General features: G+C 52.1%; 12 protein-coding genes. 4 read left to right on the top strand and 8 right to left on the bottom strand.

All coding sequences use genetic code 11. The annotated features are described in order from the left end of the window. Nucleotides 1–203: 203 nt before the first annotated feature. Nucleotides 204–1,286, bottom strand: coding sequence for a glycosyltransferase family 4 protein (locus tag ACVBDQ_RS02265; protein WP_318549482.1), 1,083 nt, complete (start codon nt 1,284–1,286; stop codon nt 204–206). 267 nt (nt 1,287–1,553) lie between these two features. Here ACVBDQ_RS02265 and secA2 point away from each other — a divergent pair, with 267 nt between their 5' ends. Together secA2 and ACVBDQ_RS02255 are read left to right on the top strand one after the other, a co-directional pair. Then, nucleotides 1,554–3,947 carry an accessory Sec system translocase SecA2 gene (gene secA2 / locus ACVBDQ_RS02260; RefSeq protein ID WP_446663019.1) on the top strand — a complete coding sequence of 798 codons (2,394 nt, stop codon included), beginning with the start codon at nt 1,554–1,556 and terminating at the stop codon, nt 3,945–3,947. A 38-nt stretch (nt 3,948–3,985) separates the two neighbouring features. Continuing rightward, nucleotides 3,986–4,879 carry an accessory Sec system S-layer assembly protein gene (locus ACVBDQ_RS02255; protein ID WP_062898970.1) on the top strand — a complete coding sequence of 298 codons (894 nt, stop codon included), beginning with the start codon at nt 3,986–3,988 and terminating at the stop codon, nt 4,877–4,879. A gap of 173 nt (nt 4,880–5,052) precedes the next feature. Here the strand turns inward: ACVBDQ_RS02255 and ACVBDQ_RS02250 are convergent, their stop codons facing one another. From ACVBDQ_RS02250 to ACVBDQ_RS02230, 5 genes are all read right to left on the bottom strand, one after another. Beyond that, the gene (locus ACVBDQ_RS02250; protein WP_446663018.1) at nt 5,053–6,465 is read right to left on the bottom strand and encodes a S41 family peptidase; all 1,413 of its coding nucleotides are present in this window, start codon (nt 6,463–6,465) and stop codon (nt 5,053–5,055) included. Between the two features lie 31 nt (nt 6,466–6,496). Continuing rightward, nucleotides 6,497–7,237, bottom strand: a complete 741-nt coding sequence (locus ACVBDQ_RS02245; protein ID WP_023633621.1) for a hypothetical protein — start codon at nt 7,235–7,237, stop codon at nt 6,497–6,499. Nucleotides 7,238–7,400: 163 nt separating this feature from the next. After that, on the bottom strand, nt 7,401–7,802 hold the full coding sequence (locus ACVBDQ_RS02240; protein WP_015375879.1) for a hypothetical protein: 402 nt from the start codon (nt 7,800–7,802) through the stop codon (nt 7,401–7,403). 166 nt (nt 7,803–7,968) lie between these two features. Then, nucleotides 7,969–9,927, bottom strand: coding sequence for a phosphodiester glycosidase family protein (locus ACVBDQ_RS02235; RefSeq protein ID WP_446663017.1), 1,959 nt, complete (start codon nt 9,925–9,927; stop codon nt 7,969–7,971). Nucleotides 9,928–10,090: 163 nt separating this feature from the next. Continuing rightward, complete coding sequence (locus tag ACVBDQ_RS02230; RefSeq protein ID WP_446663016.1) at nt 10,091–11,323, bottom strand: CAP domain-containing protein; 1,233 nt, start codon at nt 11,321–11,323, stop codon at nt 10,091–10,093. Between the two features lie 220 nt (nt 11,324–11,543). Here ACVBDQ_RS02230 and ACVBDQ_RS02225 point away from each other — a divergent pair, with 220 nt between their 5' ends. After that, nucleotides 11,544–12,287: a hypothetical protein gene (locus ACVBDQ_RS02225; protein WP_446663015.1), complete on the top strand. Its 744-nt coding sequence runs from the start codon at nt 11,544–11,546 to the stop codon at nt 12,285–12,287. Between the two features lie 51 nt (nt 12,288–12,338). On the opposite strand, the gene ACVBDQ_RS02220 is transcribed toward ACVBDQ_RS02225, so the two are convergent. Beyond that, nucleotides 12,339–17,321 (bottom strand): pullulanase X25 domain-containing protein, encoded by a 4,983-nt coding sequence (locus tag ACVBDQ_RS02220; RefSeq protein ID WP_446663014.1) that lies wholly within the window; start codon nt 17,319–17,321, stop codon nt 12,339–12,341. A 342-nt stretch (nt 17,322–17,663) separates the two neighbouring features. On the opposite strand from ACVBDQ_RS02220, the gene amyS reads away from it, so the two are divergent. Continuing rightward, nucleotides 17,664–19,313: an alpha-amylase gene (gene amyS / locus ACVBDQ_RS02215; protein ID WP_023633617.1), complete on the top strand. Its 1,650-nt coding sequence runs from the start codon at nt 17,664–17,666 to the stop codon at nt 19,311–19,313. A 100-nt stretch (nt 19,314–19,413) separates the two neighbouring features. Here amyS and ACVBDQ_RS02210 read toward each other — a convergent pair whose 3' ends face one another. Beyond that, a complete protein-coding gene (locus ACVBDQ_RS02210; protein ID WP_446663013.1) occupies nt 19,414–21,738 on the bottom strand; it encodes a bifunctional 2',3'-cyclic-nucleotide 2'-phosphodiesterase/3'-nucleotidase in 2,325 nt (774 codons plus the stop codon). Between the last annotated feature and the right edge of the window lie 473 nt (nt 21,739–22,211).

Here is a 22,211-nt window from a genome sequence, read left to right as displayed (position 1 = left end):
TAAACATGTTTAGTTTATCACATTTGCGGCGTCAATATATAATGACAGTTTTGTGGCAATCTTGGCCTTGCCGCAAAAAAATCAGCGAAGGAACGGCAGAAGCTGCATAAACAACGAAAAAGAAGGGTATAATTTTCCAAAGACGGGTCATTCCTGAAAAAAGCCGTTTGTCCCTTTCATGACACAAACGGCCCATTTGCTATTTATCGGTCATTTCCGTATACTTTTCGGCTTCCCCGAAGCAGCTTGCGAATAAAGGTCATAAACGGCTTGTACTGATCATTGACCAAGCCGATCAGTTCAGCCAGCAGTTCCCCGAAGACGATCAAGGCAAAGACGATGAGAATGGACTGCCATAACGTCGAGGCGGAGAACAAAATCGCGCTGATGGCAAACATCAAGCCAAACGCATAAATGAGCAAGACCGTGTTGCGATGCGAAAAGCCAAGAGCCAGCAGCCGATGATGAAGATGCGACTTATCCGGCGCCGAGATCGGCTTTTTATTCACAATGCGGCGAATAATGGCAAATGTCGTATCGAAAATCGGCACACCCAAAATGATCACCGGAACGACGAAGCTGAAGAGCGTCACGCTTTTGTAAAGCCCTAGCACCGACAGGACGGAAATCGCATATCCTAAAAACAACGCGCCGGTATCCCCCATGAAAATTTTCGCCGGGTGGAAGTTGTAAAACAAGAACGCGATGACGCTGCCCAAGATGATCAAGCAGAGCGTGAAAATGAGCATTTTGCCCGCCATGCCCGCCATGACGGCAATGGCCGCAATTCCAATGGCGGAAATGCCTGCGGACAATCCGTCCAACCCGTCGATCAAGTTGATGGCGTTCGTAATCGCGATAATCCAAAATATCGTGATCGGGTAGCTCCACAGCCCCAACTCAAACGTGCCGACAAACGGAACGGTCAAAAGATCGACCTTCAGCCCGGAAGCAACAACGACGAACGCCGCCAGCAGCTGGCCGGCCAGCTTCATTTTTGGCGACAGCTCGTACAAATCGTCGAGCATCCCGACGAGCACGATGATGATGGCGCCGACCGTCATCCCCGTCACTTGCTCTTTATACACCCCGCCGACAAAATAGCCGACGGCGACACCGATAAAAATGGCCAATCCGCCAAGCCTTGGCATGACTTTTGTATGCACTTTTCTCCCGTTCGGCCGATCGACCGCGCCAATTTTGACCGCGAGTTTGATCACGAACGGGGTGATGACCAATACTGTGATAAACGAAGCCAAACATGCGGCAAATGCTTCCATATTCATATGCAATCACCTTGGCCTTATAAAATCGCGGAAACACACATCATCTTTATGTTACCATATACGATGAGTAAATCAATCTTTTTTTACACCCCTTTTTTGTCCCAAAGGATGGAAAATTTCTTTTTCCCTTGCCGCGAGAAGCTCGAGCGCCAATCCGGCGAACGATTCCACATTTTACATCCTCCCTCCACAGGAAACATCTTGTGCTATAATTAGGTTTTAGAGCACTTGGTGTGAATCATGCCTGTCTAGGAGAGGAATGGACATATGTTTGCAAAAGTAAAGCAACTATTTGACGAAAGCGCGCGAGACGTGCAGCGTCTTGCCAAGCTGGCGGCGCAAATCAATGAATGGGAACCAACCATTTCTTCGCTGAGCGATGAACAACTGCGCCAAAAAACGGTTGCCTTCAAAGAACGGCTCGAACGCGGCGAGACGCTCGATGACATCAAAACCGAGGCGTTTGCCGTCGTCCGGGAGGCGGCGCGGCGCGTGCTCGGTCTGCGCCATTACGACGTGCAACTGATGGGCGGATTGGCGATGCATGAAGGAAACATCGCCGAAATGCAGACCGGGGAAGGAAAGACGTTGGCGGCCACTTTGCCAAGCTACTTGCACGCCCTCCTTGGAAAAGGCGTCCACATTATTACGGCCAACGAATATTTGGCGCGCCGGGACTGCGAACAAATGGGCCGTGTGTTCCGCTTTCTCGGCTTAACCGTCGGCCTGAATGTGTCGCAAATGACGACCAGCGAGAAAAAAGAAGCGTACGCGGCCGACATCACGTACGGCACCGGCACCGAGTTCGGCTTTGATTATTTGCGCGACAACATGGTGTACCGCCTCGAAGATAAAGTGCAGCGCCCGCTGTATTACGCCATCATCGATGAAATCGACAGCATTTTAATCGACGAAGCGCGCACCCCGCTCATCATCGCCAATAAATCGGGAATCGGAGCCGAATTGTTCCCGATTATGGCGCGCATCGTCCGCACCTTTGAAGAAGGAAAAGAGTATGAACGGTCTTTGGAGACGAAACAAATTTTCCTCACCGAAGAAGGGGCGCAAAAAATCGAGCGGGCGTTTGGCATCGACAATCTATACGACTGGGAGCATCACGTGCTGCTCCATCATGCGATGCAGTCGCTGCGCGCTTGGTTTATCATGCGGCGGGATGTCGATTACATCGTCAAAAACGGCAAAGTGATGATCGTTGACCCGTTCACCGGCCGGGTGATGGAAGGACGCTCGTTCAGCGACGGCCTGCATCAAGCGATTGAAGCGAAAGAAGGTGTGGAAATCACCGAAGAAAACGACATCCAAGCCACGATTACGATCCAAAACTATTTTCGCATGTATGAGAAGCTGGCCGGGATGACCGGCAGCGCTACGCCGTCGAAAGAAGAATTTTGGCAAACGTACCGGCTGCGCGTTATTACGATTCCGACAAACCGGCCATCCCGACGCACCGACTGGAACGACCTCGTCTACCAGACGTACGAGGCGAAAGTACGGAAAATTATTGACGAAGTGAAAAAAATGAATGCCATCGGCCGCCCTGTTCTCATCGGCACGACATCGGTCGCTCAGTCGGAACGGTTGTCAGCAGCGTTTTCGAAAGCAGGCATCCCTCACCACCTGCTCAATGCCAAAACGGAGGAAGAAGAGGCGCGCATCATCGCGACCGCCGGGCAAAAAGGGCAAGTGATGATCGCCACCAATATGGCCGGGCGCGGGACCGATATTTTGCTTGGGGAAGGCGTCAAGGAACTGGGCGGGCTGCACATCATTGGCACAGAGCGCCATGAAAGCCATCGCATTGATATGCAGCTGCGCGGCCGGGCAGGACGCCAAGGGGATCCGGGGTCTTCCCAGTTTATCATTTCGCTCGACGACGATTTATTCCGCTTGTATGATCAAGATGAATTGAAAAAATGGAAAAGCAAAGTCGAGACGGATGAAACCGGGCGCATCGTGTCGCCCGACCCGATCAAGTTCGTCCAAAAAGTGCAAACAACGATCGAAAACGCCCATTATTCGGCGCGATTGCATTTATTGAAATTGGACACCGTGATCGACCAACAAAGCAAAGTCATCTACCATATGCGCGATCGCGTCTTGGCGCTGAAGCAAGCAGAGGTGCTGTCCGAGCTCCTTCGGCACATCCATCGCCATATCACGCAAACAATCGACCGTTATTGTCCGGAAAACGTCTTTTTTGAAGAGTGGAACATCGAAGGACTGCACAACGAGCTGCGCCGTGCCTTTTTCCGGTTTGCCTATCCGATTGATGATCTTCGCCATAAGCAAAAAGAAGAAATCGCCCAGCTTGTTTGGGACGAATACAAATCGCTTGAAGCGGCGCTCGCCGATCTTCCGTGCGACGAAGAACAAACCACGCGGCTTAAGCATTTGATGGTTGAAACAATCGACGCCCACTGGATTCGCCACTTAAATCAACTGAATTTATTAAAAGAGGGGATTCATTTGCGCAGCTACGGCCAAGAGGATCCGTACCGCGCCTTTGAAATGGACGCCTACCGCGAATTCGTCGCGCTGCAGCAAGCGATCGACGCCGGCATTTGCACGACAGCCATGAACTATTTGAAAAGCCAGTTTGTCATCGATGACGAAGCGGCCGCCGCCGCGAACAAACCATAACCGCGGCGCAGCACGCCGCCTCGTAAAGGAGGTTCCCTATGATTTTCCGACGAAAACAACGCACGCAACCGGAAGCCGAGCTGCCGGCGCAACATGTCAAACAGCCGGAGGTCGGAACGAAAACGACGCTGTCGTTTCATCCGGACTGGCAGCTGTCTCCGGAAGAAACGTACGTCTATCGCTTTTACCACGAACAGCTGCCGCCGCTTCAGCCAAACCAAATTTCCATTTCCGGCGTCAAGCTGGTCGAATACAACGATGGGTTTGTCGCTGTCGCCATTTTGCGCAACACGCTGCCGAAGCCGGTTCGCTTTGAACGAATCCGCCTGTTGCTGCTTGACGAGGATGGCACGGCGATCGCCCGCAAAGAGTTTGATATGAGCCCTTTCGGCGAACTGCCGCCGATGACGGCCCGCCCGTGGCGGTTTTTGTTCGCCGCCGAGGACAAGCTCGTCGATCAGTTGCCTGCAGATGGATGGAAGATCGCCTTTGAACTGACACCGCGGCATCGGCTCGACCTAGAGGAAAGCTGGGAGCAGGCGCTGTCGGCCAAGCAGCGCCAACATCTGCAAGCCCTCGTTGACTCGGTTCCGCCTCCCGCTCCCGGAGAGGTGAACTTCATGGGCATTGAAGCGAAACAGCTGCCTTCCGGTGAACTAGGCGTCACGTTGCTCATTCGCAACGGCAGCGACAAACATATCCATTTTGAACAAATCCCGCTTGAAGTGCGGGATCATGCTGGCGACATCGTCGCCCGCGGATTATTTCCCTGCCATCTGGAAGTGAAAGCCCACACCAGCAAACCATGGACGTTCCTCTTCCCACCGGAATTGCTGCACAAAGCAGAACCGGATTGGACGTCCTGGAAGGTGACAATCCCATCCTCCCCGGCACAGAGCGAAAAGCAAGAAACGCCGTCAAGCGACGAGTAACCTGCAAAAAGCTGGCCCCCATGGTCGCCAAACGACCGATGGAGGCCAGCTTTCTTTGCATCGTTCCGTTCAAAACGACCGCGCTCCCGCTGTCGGCCGCGCCTTAGTCGAAGCAGCCGAACTTTGCACCATCAAGAGCAGACGGCTATCCAACGCATCTCGATGGGAGAGCCTTATTTCGTAGAAGCAGCGGTTTGAATCTCCATGTAAGCGCCTTTTTTCATCGCTACGCCGTCTTTGCTTTTTAACACCGGCGGAATGACCAACAAATAGCTCTGCCCTTTGGCCAGCTTCGCTGCCGGTTTGATCAAAAGCTCCGTCCCCCGGCGGATTTGCGCCGTCACCGCTACTTCCTGTCCACCTAATTGATACAATTTTACTCCGCTTACCGCGGTATTGGCGAGCGGACGAGAGAAGCGGACGACAAACGTCTTATCGACCGGCGCATTGCGCAGCTTGCCGAGCGACTGATACCCTTTCAGCTGCCCAATCAGCAAATCGCGGTGAGCGGCATACAGCTCTTTCCCAACGACCGTCGGCACATCCGGCTTCACCCCAACGTGATGAATCGGCGTCCCTTTTGGCGAGAAAAAGTGGGCGACGGTCAACTTCAACATGCTGCCGTCCGACAGCTCAAACATTTCCTGCATCGATCCTTTGCCAAACGTCCGTTGCCCATACAAAACGGCCGCCTTTTGCTCCTTCACCGCCGCCGCCAACATTTCCGACGCACTCGCGCTCGACGCGTTGACAAGCAGCCGGATCGGTCCCGTCATTTGCACCGGCTGTTTGACAGCGGCATACACTTCTGGGTGATTCGAACGGTCGCGCAACTGAAACGCCTGTTTCACATTCGGGAAAAAGCCAGCGATTTTCTGCGCCGTTTCCACATATCCCCCCGGATTGTCGCGGAGGTCAAAAATCCACCCTTTCACCCCGCTTAACGAGCGGATGGCGCGTTCGATCTCACCGGGCGCTGTCTCATCAAAACTATATAGCTGAATATAGCCGATATTCCCTGCCAGCCGTTTGAACTCAACGTTCGGCCAGTCGATTTTTTCCCGCTTGATGGTGACGCTGACGGTTTCCTCGGTCGACGGCCGCCAAACGGTTACGGCCACCGTCGTTCCTTCTTCCCCTGCAATCAAGCTCAATACTTTTTCCATTGTCTCATTCGTTACCGGCTGCCCGTCAACAGCCTGAATCACATCGCCCGGCTGCAGTCCGGCGCGGGCGGCTGGCCCATTGTCCAAGACAGACATGATGTGGACGCCGTCCTCATCTTCCTCAATCATCACGCCGATGCCGACAGACTCCATATCGATCCACTTCAAAAATTCCTCGTATTCTTCCTTTGTCATATAGGCAGAATACGGGTCAAGCTGTTTGACAATATCTTGCGGGGTGCTGGCTTTCAACACTCGATCGCTTACGGGTTCAACATAATACTGACGAACCAACTCCCGCACTTCTTCGAGCACCTTCGTTGACGCCGGAGCCGCCGCCGCCTCCGCCGGCGGACTCCAAACCGAAAATGAAGCCGCAAGCAACATAAGAGCCGCCGCCCATCGCTGAATCACATTCATATCCGTCTCTCCTCTCCCGACATGCGCCGGTTTATTCGATATCGACATCTAAGACAACCGGCGCTTTAAAATCATCGATATACACCGCCAGCTGCTTGCGCGTCGCCGCATCCACCACGTTTGGCAGCCACCGGTCGCAAAGCGACAGCAACCGCTCCGCCCGCGCGATATCCCCTTCATCATACGCATCAAGCAGCTTGTCCATGGCTTTCATAATATTGATGGGATAATAGGCACGCAGCTTGACAGACAAAGCCGGGCGTTGAAACCATCCTTCCATCTTTTCGCGCAGCGACGCTCCCGGAACGCGGCCGATGAGAATCGCTGTTTTGCGCATTTGATATTCCAGCGGACCATAGGAATCGTACACAACATCCACATCCCCCGTCCGCAGCGCCCGGTCGACGTTGGCCGTCAAGGTGCGCAATCGCTCCCCGCTTTCGACCGCGCTGATATAGGCGGAAGCCTTTTTCATCGTCTGTTCTCCGGCCGCGATCCGTTTTTCCAACTGCGCCCTTGCCGTTTGTGGACGCACGCGCGCCACTTCTTTTTTTGCCGCCTCATAATCGCGTTTGACTTGGTTGAAGAGACGGTACGGCTTGGACCATTGATCCGCTTTCATCGCCCGCTCAAGCTGGGCGGCATGCTGTTCAAGCCTCTCCACACTTGGGAACGGGGCCGCTTCCGCCTGAACAGCCAACAGCGAAAACGACAACCAAAACACCGCCAGCCATCCGATGATGGAAAATGCTTTTCTCCGTTTTCTCCTCACACTTTCACCTGCTATCTATGAAAATAGTAAACATGTATTTCAATTTTACTGGAAAAGACACAAAATGAAAATATGTTCTGAAAAAAATCGAACTTAAGCCCTTCAAAGCATAAAATAAGGCCGACTCTTCAGCCACCTTTTTGACTGTCAGAGCCAGCCTTGATCAACGAAAGTCCGGCCAATGAGTTTGCTGCTTGTCGCCGTCGATTTTGCTCAGCGTCCGGTAGCGAAACGGAACGATTTCCTGCTCTGGCTTGCCAAGAAACTCTTTCGCCCATTCGAACGGAATCAAATCGAACTGCTCCTTGTTTTCAGCGATAAAATAGACGCCGACGACTCTTCCTTGTTGATTGAGGTCAATTGTCAAAAAAGCCGGGTAATACGTGCCGTCTTGCGCCCACAGCACCGCTTTGGCCGTCACCCGGCCGTCCCCTTCGTCTTCCACATCCGGATTGGCGATTCGCTCCAACACTTTGATCGCCCATCCTTGTTTTTTATATCCTCCGACCAGCTTCGGCGGATTTTTCCGCAACTGCTCCAACAATGTTTGCTCGTCCATCGTCAAACTTTTGCCTCCCTTGTGGTTTGCCTATCCGCCCATTTTCTAATATATACAATACTTTTCAGAGAAATGCAAATGCCTAGAAGAACAGCATGCAAGGACTTTCTCGATTAGTGAGCAACATCCCTTGTTCATTCCCTCTTCTAGGCAAGCAGGGGAGGCGCGCCCATCAGCGGAAGATGGCGCGAAGGCCGTCGATGTAAATCGCTCCGGCGTTTTTCCGTCCGATATCCGTTTCCATATAACGCACCGGCATCTCCAGCATGAGCGGAAGCGCGACATCGCTGGGCACAGCGGCTTCGACATATTTCCAACCGATCCAATCGACATGGCGGGCAAAATCGATCCAAATGCGGCGCCCGCTTCCATCCTGCAGCTGGGCGCGCAGCCAATGGCCGCTTCCGTCTCCATACACCCACATGCCAATCGCTTGCGGCCGTTTCGAAATCCAAATCGCTTTCTCCCGACTAGCATAGACGCCGGATGTCCCTGGCATCCCGCGGAAATCGTATGAAATTTTCAGCGCCTGCTTTCCTTCTCTCACCTTTTCTGTCGTCCGCTCGACCGCAGCCCCCACATAGTTGACGCCCGATGCATTCCACTTCGACTCGGCCTCAAAATCATCAAGCACTTCTTCGCTTTCCCCGTTCTCTTGCGTCTCTTTGTACACAACAAGAAGCGCATTCGCTACCGGACGCGCAAATCCATCAGACGGTTTGTTTTCGACTTTGAGCTGCCCGTTTGGCTGGCGGACGACAAATGTCGAAGAACCGCCGCCATCGAGCGTCATCGCATCGACGGCGCCAAGCTCATACATCAGCTTGGCCAGCTCATTCAATGTCATTCCTTGGCTATGGGCAGGCTGGCGGCCATCGACAACGACGAGCATGACATTTCCGTTCTTGTCAATGCCGACGGCTGTACGCGGATGGACTCCTTCAATCGAAAACGGCTGCACTTTTCCATCCGCCACCAACCGGTATCGGCCGCCGAGCGCTTCTTTCACCCCACTCCATTCGGGCTGGTCATACTGAAGGGAAATTTCCACCGCATCCCCTTCTTTCGCCTGCCGCAAATAGTCGCTCGCCCGGCCATGGCCCGACAACACGAGCTCTCCAGGCTGGAGCGGTTCATCGCCTTGACCGACTACAACTTTCTTCACCGTTCCGGTGACCGTTCCATTCCCGTTCAACACCCCTTGTACATTTGTCAGCACGACTTCCGTCCCAAGAGCGTTCGTTTTCGTGGAAGCAGCGAAATACGGGGTGTACAAAATCAACTGATGAGCGCGCCGCGGCTTGTTGATGCCATCGACGGGATATGAGCTTCCTTGTCCAATTCGAACGCCAATTTGAACATCTGGGTTTCCAATCATCGGCTTCCCATCAGCGCTGATGCCAAAAATCGTCCGTTCCGCCGCCGGCGTCGTATTTGTTATCACAATTTCCCCACGGTGCACCATCAAATCGGTCGGCGAACCATCCTGTTTGAAATAATCGCCGTTCACCGCCGCCAGCACGGTTCCGTCGCGGCCATCGTACCGTTTTGCCTGCTCAAGCACCGGTTCAATGCCAAGCACTTGATCATTGGACAGCGCCGTCTCAATGACCAGCCTCTCATTCGACGTATCGATGTCAAGCTTGTACACATGCTGCTTGCCGCGCGTTCCGACGATTTCCATTTCCTCTTTTTCCACCCCGGAGGCGATGCGCGTCGACACCTCCTTTACCACCGTGCCGACCGCCAGTTGTTTCGCTCCGTACCGCCCAGGATTGACAAGCTTCAGCTTCTCCTTTGACGGCGTTTTATACACGACATGCCCTTTGATATTGGTGACGTAATATCCACCGCCAACCCCGTATTGGCCGCCAAACGCCTCGTCATACGAATACACCCGGTACTGTTCTCCAGGCTGCAACACGCGGACAAACGTCAGCGCCCCGTTTTCCCGTTTCCATAGGTTAATCGGTTTCACGATCTCCAATTTTCCAATCTGCCCCTGCACGAGGCGCATGCCTTCCCAGTAGACGACATTCGCTCCGGCATCCGCTTCTGCCGCCTGCAGCGCCGTCCATGCGGCCAACACCGCCCCGATCCCAATGCGGATGATGTTCTTCGCTTTTCCCACTGGTCCTATTTTCCTCTCTTTCTATCATTTTGTTGACACTGATTCTATTATACGACAAACTTCTACAAAAAGGGGAACCCTTTTCCATTTATTTAGTCAAAAAAAAAAAAGAACGTCCCAGCAAGGTTGGGACGCTCTGTAGAAGCGAAAACATCATCCGCGGTCACGGAGTATAAAACTCTTGAGAGTAGTAGGGTTGATGAAATGAATTGAACGCCACCCCAACGCCGAGGCGGGTAAAGTCCGGATATAAAAGGTTTTGCCGATGACCGAGCGAGTGCATCCACGCTTCATGGACAAAAATCGCATCGTATTGTCCGTAGGCGATGTTCTCTCCCGCCACGCGATAAGCGATGCCATGGCGCTTCAGGCGGTCAAACGGCGACAGGCCTTGCAAGTTCGTATGAGAGAAGTAGTGATGGACCGCCATATCTTCGCTATGTTCACGGGCGGCCGCCGCCGCCTTCGCATCCCACGCGAGCGCCGGAAGCCCGTGCAAGCGGCGCGCCGCGTTTGCTAAATCAAAAATTTGATATTCATAGGCCGTGCGCAGCTCCTCCGTCGCCGTTCCGTAAAACCCGGGCTTTTCATACTCGAGCGCCCGATTGACGACAAGTACGCCATCCACCCGGTTGTTGTTGTACCGGTCATAAAAGAAGGTGACGTAGCGGCCGTTGACAAGATACGTATCATATTCATCATTTTGGATGCTGTAAAGGCCATCTTTTTTTTGAATCACCGCAAGCGGCCGGCCGTAGCGCGCTTCCACCACCGTTTTCGCCGTTCCGATGCCCGTTCCTTTTTTCGTTTGGACAATCGGCTGATTCGTGTACATCGCCGCCACCCGATCACGGTCATAGCTCACCATCAAAAAGTTTTTGTAACCGCCTTGATCATACGCCTCCCAATATAGGCCGTAGGCGTTTTTCGTCTTCCGCTTCGCCTTGCCGTACATCGCTTCGACCTTCGCGCGCGAGTCGCCGATCGCCACCCCGTTCATCGTGACATCCGCCATGTTTGCCTTCGCCTGCTGCACGCATAAAGCAGCGGCCAATTTCTCTTTTGACGGCGTTTCATAGCGGACGCGGGCATCGTTCTTAATCGCATATCCTCGGCCGACCTCGAAATACCCGCCGCCTAGCGCGTACACGCGATACACCGCGCCGCTTGGCAGCGTCTTCACTGCTTTGTTCGACAACCATAGCTCTGTCGGCGCTGTGACCGTCAACCGGCCGATTTGCCCGGGCTTCAGTTCAACGCCGTCCCACCACACTTTTTCCGTTCCGACAAGCTCCTCGCAATCCTCCGCCTTGACCATTGATGAACTCGGCATCCAAAGCCATCCGGCCGCAGCCAACAGCATTCCGATTGCCACCGCCTGCACCCATTTCCTCACTTCCGCCCGCTCCTTCCTTTCTCTTTTTCTTTCATCATAGAGGTCTTTCCATCAAAAGAAAAGAGAAAAAAGAATGATTTCAACGAAAAAGAGGCCGCTTTGGCTGTGCAAATGTCGAAATTTCGTCAAACAAGCTTCGCACCCACTTGGCTAAGGGGCGAAATATAGGTTAAAATGGATCATATTATTCTTCCATTTTCGTGAGAGAGGAGCATACTTTATGAAGATCATGAAAAAATTTCTAGCAGTCTCAGCGCTAAGCGCCGGAATCCTTCTGTCGCCATTTCACGCCCACGATGCGCAAGCAAAAGTTTGGTGGAATGGCATGGAATTGGTGCAGGGACAGATCGGCAAATTAACTGTTTTGAAAGATACCGAGCTTTATAAGTTACAAGGAGAGAAGAAAGTTTACATAAAAACGTTAAAAGCCGGCGGAGTCTATCGCATTTACACGTTTAAACCTGGCATGTTAGGTTTAGGCGGCGGATATTATGTCGATCGCGATGCCCGGGTAAAATACGAAACTCCTTCCAAAGCAAAACTCAATCAAGTTAAAATGGAACAGCTGTTCCGTGGAGTAAAACTCGGCATGTCCACTTCTCAAGTCAAGAAGTTGGAAACCGCAAAATTTATCCTACAAGAAAATATAGACGGCGGCCAAGCCTGGGTCTATTCGACTTCTCTTTTCGGATATCATACGCTGCTCGTCTATGGATTTGAGAACGGAAAGCTTGCCTTCTACGGCTACTCGTTCGATGCCGGCCAGGAGTATACAAAAGATCAGCTCACAGCGATTTATAACAATTTGAAACAACAGCTCATCACGCTATTTGGAAACCAGTATGAACAGTCCAATTCTGGCCAAGGCTACCCGCCTGCACTCGCATTTCACAAAGACGGCCTTGTGATTGCCCTTTCCTATGATGCGGACGGGTTGGCGGTTACGGTCACGAGTGAACAATAACGTGCAAAAAGCGAGGCTGCCCCATTCATTCGGACAGCCTCGCTTTCTTGCTTACTCCCCATTCACCAACTTCAACTTCTCCTTTGACGGCGTTTCGTAGCGGATGTGCGTGTCGATGTCGGTCACGTAATACCCGCCGCCGACCGCGTACTGCCCGCCGAAGCGCGCGTCATACCCGTAGACGCGGTACACTTCCCCAGGCTGTAAGATGCGGACGAACACAAGGCGCCCATCCTTCGTCCGTTTCCATAGATTGATCGGCTTTTGCACCGTCAAGCGGCCGATTTGCCCTTTTTTCAACTCCACGCCATCCCAGTACACTTTTTTCACTTGGCCTGGAGGAGTGGTTGGCTTTCTCGGTTTCTCTTTTGGTTTCGATGGAGACGGTTTTTGCGGCGGTCTGGATGGAGGCGCTTCGTTTCCCGGTGGAGCTGTGCCGCCCGGCGGAACGCTCCCCCCAGGGGATGCGCCATCCGATGGACCACCGCTGCCCGGAGAGGTGCCGTTGCCTGGTGTTGCCCCTCCGTCATGGGACGGCGTTTCGCTTCCCGGAGAATCGCCGTTGCTTGGCGGCGTTGTCAACTTCCCTTCGCTCAATTGCTTCGTTTCTAAATTCAGCACATAATCTTTCGTGTTTTTCGCAATCGCTCCGCCGTCGTTGTTGAAAATGGCTGTTTTGCTTTCAGCCGATGGTTCAATATGAATCGACACTTCTTTTTGATGGCTGGCCGGCGCAAACGTGTACGAGAATGCCATCCGGCCATCAATCGGCACCCGCTCACCGTTGATCGTCAAAACGCCATTTTTAATGGCATTGCCCTTGATCGTCACTTGACTCCCTTGTTTTTGCACCTCTTCGATGACGACTGGCATATCGATCCAACGCAAAATGCGGTCTTGCACAATCATCGTATTGTTTCCTTCATTGTGGACCGTCACTTTCAAGTCGGTGCCAGTCGTCCCATAGCCGTAGTAGCTCACGTCATCATCGTTGTCGTCCTCACGCGTATGGTCGGCCAACCCCTCTTGATCCCACGATCCGCCTTTCACATACTTATAGGTGATCGTTTCCCCTTCCTGCACCTCGACGGTAAATTGCCAATCGGGCGTCACCGCACCGTTGCGCGACATCTCCCACGCTCCTGTGTTCCAGCCGTTCAGACTGTTCGGAATCGTAATGCGGGCATCGAGCGGCGTATAATCCGGCGCTTTCACTTTAAAAATCACCTTCACCATCACAATGTCCGGCGTCACCTTGACCGTGTTCGACTCCACAACATTGCCGGCGCGGTCATACAACTTGACAACATACGTGTACTCGGTGCCGTTTTCGACATCGTAGTCTGTAAATGAATCGCCGATCGAAGTGGTTGTATGCACGATATCACCGTTGCGCTCGATGGCTAACAAATAAGCATCTCCATCTTTTTTCCCAACAAACGTCCATGATAAATTCACTTGTCCGGATTCAACCGCAGGCTGCCGCAGCTCGATGGCGTCTGCTGGCGCTATTTGGTCGCTGCTGTCTGCCGCAAACGTCACTTGCTTCTCTGCTGTATACACCCATTCCTCGCCGAGATTGGTCGTCAGCGCATAACGATACGTATACGTCCCTGCGGCGAGCGGAGTGAAGGAAGCCCGGAACACGTTGGCGTCGCCGTCTTGTCCTTGGTAGGACGCTCTGTATTCTTTCCATGTTTCGTCATGCGGGCCTTTCACTTGCAACACCGCTTGCAACCCATCAGCTGCTCCTTTGCTTGTCACATTGTCGATGTTGACATGGACATCCACTTGCTGCGGCTTTGACAAATCCAGTGTGGCATCGCTTAACGTTGTCACGAACTGGACATTGTCGCTCGTCAGCGGGTAATGAGGAACGACGCGATTCGTTTCGACCTTCGGTGATTCATTCCCGTTTTCATCGACCGCCGCAACGGCAAAGTAATAGGCTGTTCCGTTCGTCAACGAACCGATCGTAGCCGAAGTTGTTTCCGTCTCTTGCACCATCGTATAACCGGCCCCTCTTAACGTGGACTCGTAAATTCGGTATCTCGACGCATTTCCTTCCCACGTTAACATGACACGGCCATCCGAAGGGCTCGCCTGCAAATTTCTGACTGCTGCCGGCATTTCCACCGTCACCGTCCCAAACATCATCCGTCCATCCAGGGCCGGAATCGTGACCGTCAACGTTCCGCCAGCGACCGTGGCTTTCCCGCCATCATGCAACTCATCCGTCAGCACGGTGCCGTTTGGAAGCAACGAAGCGACGTCAAGCGTCACCGTTTTGTCCTCACTGCCGCGGTTAACAGCAATGAGCGCCGCTTCACGCCCGTATTGACGGGCAAATACGTATACATCCCCTTTGGCATACACCGTCTTGATGTCGCCATGGGCCAACAACGATTGATGGAGCTGGCGAATGTGCCCCACTTTCTGATAATGGGCCAACAGATTTTGATCTTCTTTGCCCCACGGATACGTGCGGCGGTTGTCCGGATCTTTTGAGCCTGTTACTCCCGCTTCATCGCCGTAATAAATCGTCGGCGCTCCCGGGTATCCCATCTGCAAAATCACCGCCAGCTTGAGCCGCTTTTTCCCTAGCTCCTCACGATAATTCGGATCCAGCTCCGCCCGCTCGGATGAATCCGTTCCGTTCCCAAGCAGAAAGACCGCCCGCGCCGTGTCATGCGAACCAATTAAGTTCATCAGCGCATAAAACGCTTCACTTGGGTAGTCTTCCCTTATGGCTGTCAGCCGCTTGTCCGCCTCTTCCGCATTTCCGTTTTTCAAAAAGTCAAGCACCGCCCCGCGGAACCGGTAGTTCATCACGGAATCGTACTGGTCGCCTAGAAAATATTTCGATGCGTCATCCCAAATTTCCCCTAAAATGAGCGGCTGTTCCCCGTCTTTCAGCGTCGGACCGCGGTCGTACGACCCTTGAAGCAATTCTTGGCGAAACTCGCGCCAAAACGCCGGATCCACCTCATTGGCCACATCCAACCGCCAGCCGGAGGCGCCGCGGGCAATCCAGCTTTTCGCCACCGAGTCCGCTTCACGGAAAATGTAATTCGCGAGCGCATCGTTGTTCAACTCGCTCGCATAGGGCACTTTTTCCCCCGTCACCGACTTAAACTCTGGCAGACTGTCATAGCCCCACCATGATTGGTATTGATAATGGCCATCGACTTTTTTGTTTTCAATATTGAACCAAAGGTGAAATCCATACGGGCTGAACGTCTGTCCCTCTTGTTTGAACTTCTCCTCCGCTTGTTTCCGCGCTTCTTCCTCGCTCAATCCTTTTTCATTCATCAAATCGTAAACCGCTTCCCAATATTCATACGCGCCGACGGTCGGATAGCGGTGGTAGCGGTCAAAGTAAATTGAATCGTCGGATACGTGGTTGAACACCCCGTCTAAGATGAGATGCATTCTCCGGTTCGCAAGCGCCTGCACAAACGATTGGAATTCTTCCGGGGAACCGAACATCGGATCCAACTCTTTGTAATTGCTCGCATCATATTTATGGTTCGATGGCGCATTGGCGATCGGATTTAAGTAAATCGTGTTCACCCCAAGCGACTGCAAATAATCCAACTTTTGCTCAATTCCGGCGATATCGCCGCCGAAAAAGTCATTCGACCATTCGCCGTCGCCATCGTAGCCGCTCGTCCCGACAAGGCGCGGATTATCGGGCAAATCGAACCAATCGCGATGCTCAATCGGCTGCGCCCCGCGCGCATTTTGTTTCGCGCGATCATTCGCTTGGTTCCCATTAAAAAATCGATCCGGGAAAATTTGATACACAACCGCTTCTTTCATCCAATCAGGTGTTTTGTAATTCGGATCATAAACGGTCAGCTGGAACAGCTCGGCACTTTTGTCGACCGCTTTTCCCCATTGCCCTTCCTGCGTGTCCTCCCCGTACTCCGCTTTCGTTCCTGCATCTACCGCGATAAATTTATAGCCATACACTCCCCGGACATCAGGGGTAAACGAAGCTTCCCAATATTCATCATCGCCGATCACCCCAGCTTTTTCCATCGTGTACACTTTGGCGGTTCCGGTCGTCGCATTTTTCACATACACATCCGCCTTCGTCAAATCCCCTTTTTTCGCCGCCAGACGAAGCGTCACCTTCGTTCCCGCTTTCACCGCACCAAACGGCTGGCGGTACAGCGTATCCCATGTATTGTGTTTTAATCGGTCTTTCTGAACAACACCGTCAGAGCCATTGGGGTTGTAGTCGGTGTACACCTCTTTTGTTTTCGCATTGAAGAAGAATGTAATGATCGTCGTTTCCAAAACATTTAAGCGTGCATTCTCTTGTGGGTAGCTCTCATTCCAATTGTTTCCGAGGACAATTTTATATTCATACGATCCTTTCGGCACCTGCGCCGTAAACGTGTACACCGAGTCAAAATCATCATCGGTCAACAGCGCCGTCGATGTCCCCGGAGTCCATCCGTTGCTCTCCCCCTCATAGCCGATGGCCGGCAGCACCGTCCCGACAAGACGCGGCTGTTTCTCCTTCGCAATCGCCGTATACCATGTCGAATCCGCGATCGCATGCGTCCGGTCATGGTAATAAAACGTCACCTCGGTTTGCCGATCCAGCTTCAACACCAGATTTGCGCCATTGCGGCCGCCGGCGCCGTAATTTTCATCCCAGCTGCCGTTGACCGCAATTTTGTACTCATAGGTCCCGGCTGGCAGCGTCCCGGTGAATGTATAAAGCCCATTCCCTTCATCATGCATCCTCGTCGCCAATGCCCCCGGATCCCATTCCGCCGTATGGCCCAACTCATCTTGCAAATTGCCGACTAGCGTGATCGTCCGTGGTTGCGAGGCCGTGGATTCGGCCGTCCACCGATGCGCTCCATTCCCTAGAGCGCTAGAACTTCCTGCCTCGTTCGCAGCGGCAACCGCTTGGAAAGGAGTCAATGCCAGCAACAACACCGATGCCAAAACCAATGATAGCATTCTCCTTGCCCTCTTGATCATCCCCCGCTCCCTTCTCCTTTGTTTGGCCAACTTCCTTCTCTCCTTTCCTTTTTATATTCTTTGTGCAATCGTTTGCACAAAATGGTTGATGCAAACGATTTCATCAATCTTTATCTTATACGAATAAACAGAATATTTCAACTATATTTTCCCCATGTTGAAAAACGAATCGTTCCGTTGTTCTATTTTCGATTCATGTCAAACTCAAAATTGTTTAAATTCGATATTGAAAACGATTACAAATAAAAATTATAATAGACGTAAACGTTCGAGGGTTTGCTCCCTTTTTACTCTTTTTATGCAATCGTTTCCCTTAATTTTTTGGAAGCCAAACCGTCGAATGTAACATTTGATTAAGGGGGGAAGGGCATTGTGCTAACGTTTCACCGCATCATTCGAAAAGGATGGATGTTCCTGCTCGCGTTTTTGCTCACTGCCTCGCTGTTCTGCCCAACAGGACAGCCCGCCAAGGCTGCCGCACCGTTTAACGGCACCATGATGCAGTATTTTGAATGGTACTTGCCGGATGATGGCACGTTATGGACCAAAGTGGCCAATGAAGCCAACAACTTATCCAGCCTTGGCATCACCGCTCTTTGGCTGCCGCCCGCTTACAAAGGAACAAGCCGCAGCGACGTAGGGTACGGAGTATACGACTTGTATGACCTCGGCGAATTCAATCAAAAAGGGACCGTCCGCACAAAATACGGAACAAAAGCTCAATATCTTCAAGCCATTCAAGCCGCCCACGCCGCTGGAATGCAAGTGTACGCCGATGTCGTGTTCGACCATAAAGGCGGCGCTGACGGCACGGAATGGGTGGACGCCGTCGAAGTCAATCCGTCCGACCGCAACCAAGAAATCTCGGGCACCTATCAAATCCAAGCATGGACGAAATTTGATTTTCCCGGGCGGGGCAACACCTACTCCAGCTTTAAGTGGCGCTGGTACCATTTTGACGGCGTTGATTGGGACGAAAGCCGAAAATTGAGCCGCATTTACAAATTCCGCGGCATCGGCAAAGCGTGGGATTGGGAAGTAGACACGGAAAACGGAAACTATGACTACTTAATGTATGCCGACCTTGATATGGATCATCCCGAAGTCGTGACCGAGCTGAAAAACTGGGGGAAATGGTATGTCAACACAACGAACATTGATGGGTTCCGGCTTGATGCCGTCAAGCATATTAAGTTCAGTTTTTTTCCTGATTGGTTGTCGTATGTGCGTTCTCAGACTGGCAAGCCGCTATTTACCGTCGGGGAATATTGGAGCTATGACATCAACAAGTTGCACAATTACATTACGAAAACAGACGGAACGATGTCTTTGTTTGATGCCCCGTTACACAACAAATTTTATACCGCTTCCAAATCAGGGGGCGCATTTGATATGCGCACGTTAATGACCAATACTCTCATGAAAGATCAACCGACATTGGCCGTCACCTTCGTTGATAATCATGACACCGAACCCGGCCAAGCGCTGCAGTCATGGGTCGACCCATGGTTCAAACCGTTGGCTTACGCCTTTATTCTAACTCGGCAGGAAGGATACCCGTGCGTCTTTTATGGTGACTATTATGGCATTCCACAATATAACATTCCTTCGCTGAAAAGCAAAATCGATCCGCTCCTCATCGCGCGCAGGGATTATGCTTACGGAACGCAACATGATTATCTTGATCACTCCGACATCATCGGGTGGACAAGGGAAGGGGTCACTGAAAAACCAGGATCCGGACTGGCCGCACTGATCACCGATGGGCCGGGAGGAAGCAAATGGATGTACGTTGGCAAACAACACGCTGGAAAAGTGTTCTATGACCTTACCGGCAACCGGAGTGACACCGTCACCATCAACAGTGATGGATGGGGGGAATTCAAAGTCAATGGCGGTTCGGTTTCGGTTTGGGTTCCTAGAAAAACGACCGTTTCTACCATCGCTCGGCCGATCACAACCCGACCGTGGACTGGTGAATTCGTCCGTTGGACCGAACCACGGTTGGTGGCATGGCCTTGATGCCTGCGATCGCGTTGTAAAGATATTCCGCTCTATCATTGAGACAAAAAACACGGCCTTGCCCGCCATGAATGGCGGCACAAGGCCGTGTTTGATGTTATCATCCATTTGCTTGCTTCAACTTCTCCTTTGACGGCGTTTCATAGCGGATGTGCGTGTCGATGTCGGTCACGTAATACCCGCCGCCGACCGCGTACTGCCCGCCGAAGCGCGCGTCATACCCGTAGACGCGGTACACTTCCCCAGGCTTTAAGATGCGGACGAACACAAGGCGCCCATCCTTCGTCCGTTTCCATAGATTGATCGGCTTTTGCACCGTCAAGCGGCCGATTTGCCCTTTTTTCAACTCCACGCCATCCCAGTACACTTTTTTCACTTGGCCTGGAGGAGTGGTTGGCTTCTCGGGCTGCTTGGGCGGGTTGGGCTTTTCTTCCTTCCAAAGCGGCAAGGCAAATTCATATTGGGCAAATCCACTCGGCAAGGTGGCGACATAGCGGATGCTGCCGTCTTGCGGCAAGTATTTTTGCGCTTCCGGCGACGATTCAAACGTGACGGTCACCGGCGCTTTCCCTTTCACTGGCGCAAACCGCCAGTTGCCATCCGCCGACGGGTTGATCGTTCCGTTTTCCCGAATGTAATCGATGATCACTTGCCGGTTTTCATCCGGCGCAGCCAAAATCGTGTTTTTCCCGCCCGGATTGATGATCCGGTTTGTCGTCGCCCGATAGTTGTTCGTTGCGACGATAAATTCCATGTTCGGCGTCACTGGCTTGCCTTCGAATTTCAAGTTTTTAATCCGACTCGCGTTCGGATTGATCACATTTTGGTTTTTGTCGTATTTCGCCGGCTCGGTGACATCGATCTCGTACGTCACTCCATCAATAATGTCGAAGTTGTACGTCGGGAAGTCGTTGTTCACAAGCGGCTGAACGTCTGTCTTGTTCGGGTCGATTTGGTTGAATTGCCCCGCCGACCACTCAAGCCATTCTTTCAACTCGGCTCCCGTAATTTTCAGCGCATACACCGTGTTCGGATACAAGTACAAATCAGCAACGTTTTTAATGGCGATTTCCCCTGCCGGGATGTCGGTATAGTAGCTCGCCCCGCCGCGTCCGCCGGCTTTGAACGGAGCGCCGGCCGACAGCACCGGAAGGCCTTCATATTTCGTCCCTTTCAACATCTTTTCGACATACCATTTTTGCGCATTCGTGACGATTTGCACGGACGGATCGTCTTTGATAAGCGCAAAATAGCTGTTGATCGGGCTCGTAGTTTTTCCAACCGGGCTGCGGACATACTGGATCGTCGCTTCGTGCTCCGCCTGAATGGCCTGCTCGACGGCCGAATCGCTGTTAACCAACGGCGTTTTCGTCGCCTTGTCATACACTGGACGGAGTTGGGCTTTCGCTTGCGTCACTTTCCATTTTCCATCGACTTGCTCAACCGTCAAGTCGATCACACCGAGCGTATCGCCCCATGAACCCGGCATCGTCACCGGAACACCGTTAATCGTGCCGGTTTCATTGTTGATTCCGTTTCCGTCCGGAAAATCTGGTGTTGTGCCTGGAAGGGCCGGGAATTTTTTATGCTGGTGGCCGGTCAACACGGCGTCGACCCCCGGAATTTGCGTTAAATAATACGATGCGTTTTCCATATTCGGGCTGTTTCCGCCGGTCTCAATGCCCGAGTGCGATAGCACAACGATCAAATCGGCCCCTTCCGCTTTCATTTTTGGAATATACTTTTGCGCCGACTGCACAATGTCTTTCGCAATCACTTTCCCTTGCAAATTCGCTTTGTCCCAATCCATAATTTGCGGCGGCACAAAGCCGATGACGCCGATCTTCAGCGTATGCTTCTCCCCGTCTTCATCAACGACTTCTTTCTCTAAAATTTGATACGGCGTGAAATAGTTGACATCGTTATCCGGATTTTGGTCATGATCGTCACGGTACACGTTCGCATTCACGATCGGCAGCTTGGCATCGTCATACACTTCATTGAGGAAATCCAAGCCATAGTTGAACTCATGGTTCCCAACCGTCGCCGCATCATACTTCAACAAATGCAACAGTTTCACCGCTGGATGCACTTCTCCGTCTTGCAGCGGCTTCACTTTGGCCACATAGTCGCCAAGCGGCGTTCCTTGAATCAAATCCCCGTTGTCAAACAGAAGCGTATTCGGCTGCTCAGCGCGCGCCTGCTCGATCAAACGCGCCGTCTTCGACAACCCAAACTCATTCGTCGGACTATCTTTGAAATAATCGTAGTTGACGAGATTCATATGTACGTCCGTCGTCTCTAAAATGCGCAGCTTGACGACATCCCGATCCTCCGCGCCCACCGCCGTCGGCCCAAACGAAGGAGCCAGCAGCCCCAACGCCAACGCCACGCTCGCTGCCGCGTATTTCTTCCGTTTTTTCAATGCCCATCCCCCTCGCTCAGATTCAATCACTTTCACTTCTATATTACTATAAAAGCAACAAATTTTGATAGGAAAAACAAAAGAAATATGAGGAAATAAACAGACAATATCGAAAGAGATAGAGGAAAGCACAATGTCCTATTCTTGGGGATGGTTGATCTTTTCAATCTTCTTTTCTACATTCATGCTGTATATTATCATTGAAACCGCCGTCCGACGAGCGATTGACAGCTCAACATTAGCAGAACACATCAAAAAACCGTTGGAAGATAGAAAAAGAAGGAATGACAGCCGACATTAAAGGAGTGACACGCATCGTTCATCAATGTTATGATTAAATAAAAACGGGTCTTCACCATTTTCTGTGATTTCCACTCAACCCCAGAAATATGTTAGCTGGATGAAATCGGTTCATCAGTCAGGATCCTTCTTCCGCATACAGACCACGAAGTTGGTAGAATGGAAACAGTCAA

The organism is Geobacillus sp. CCR, from assembly GCF_052906625.1.
The sequence above is the reverse complement of the archived record's forward strand: the minus strand, read 5'-3'. Positions and strand labels throughout refer to the sequence as shown.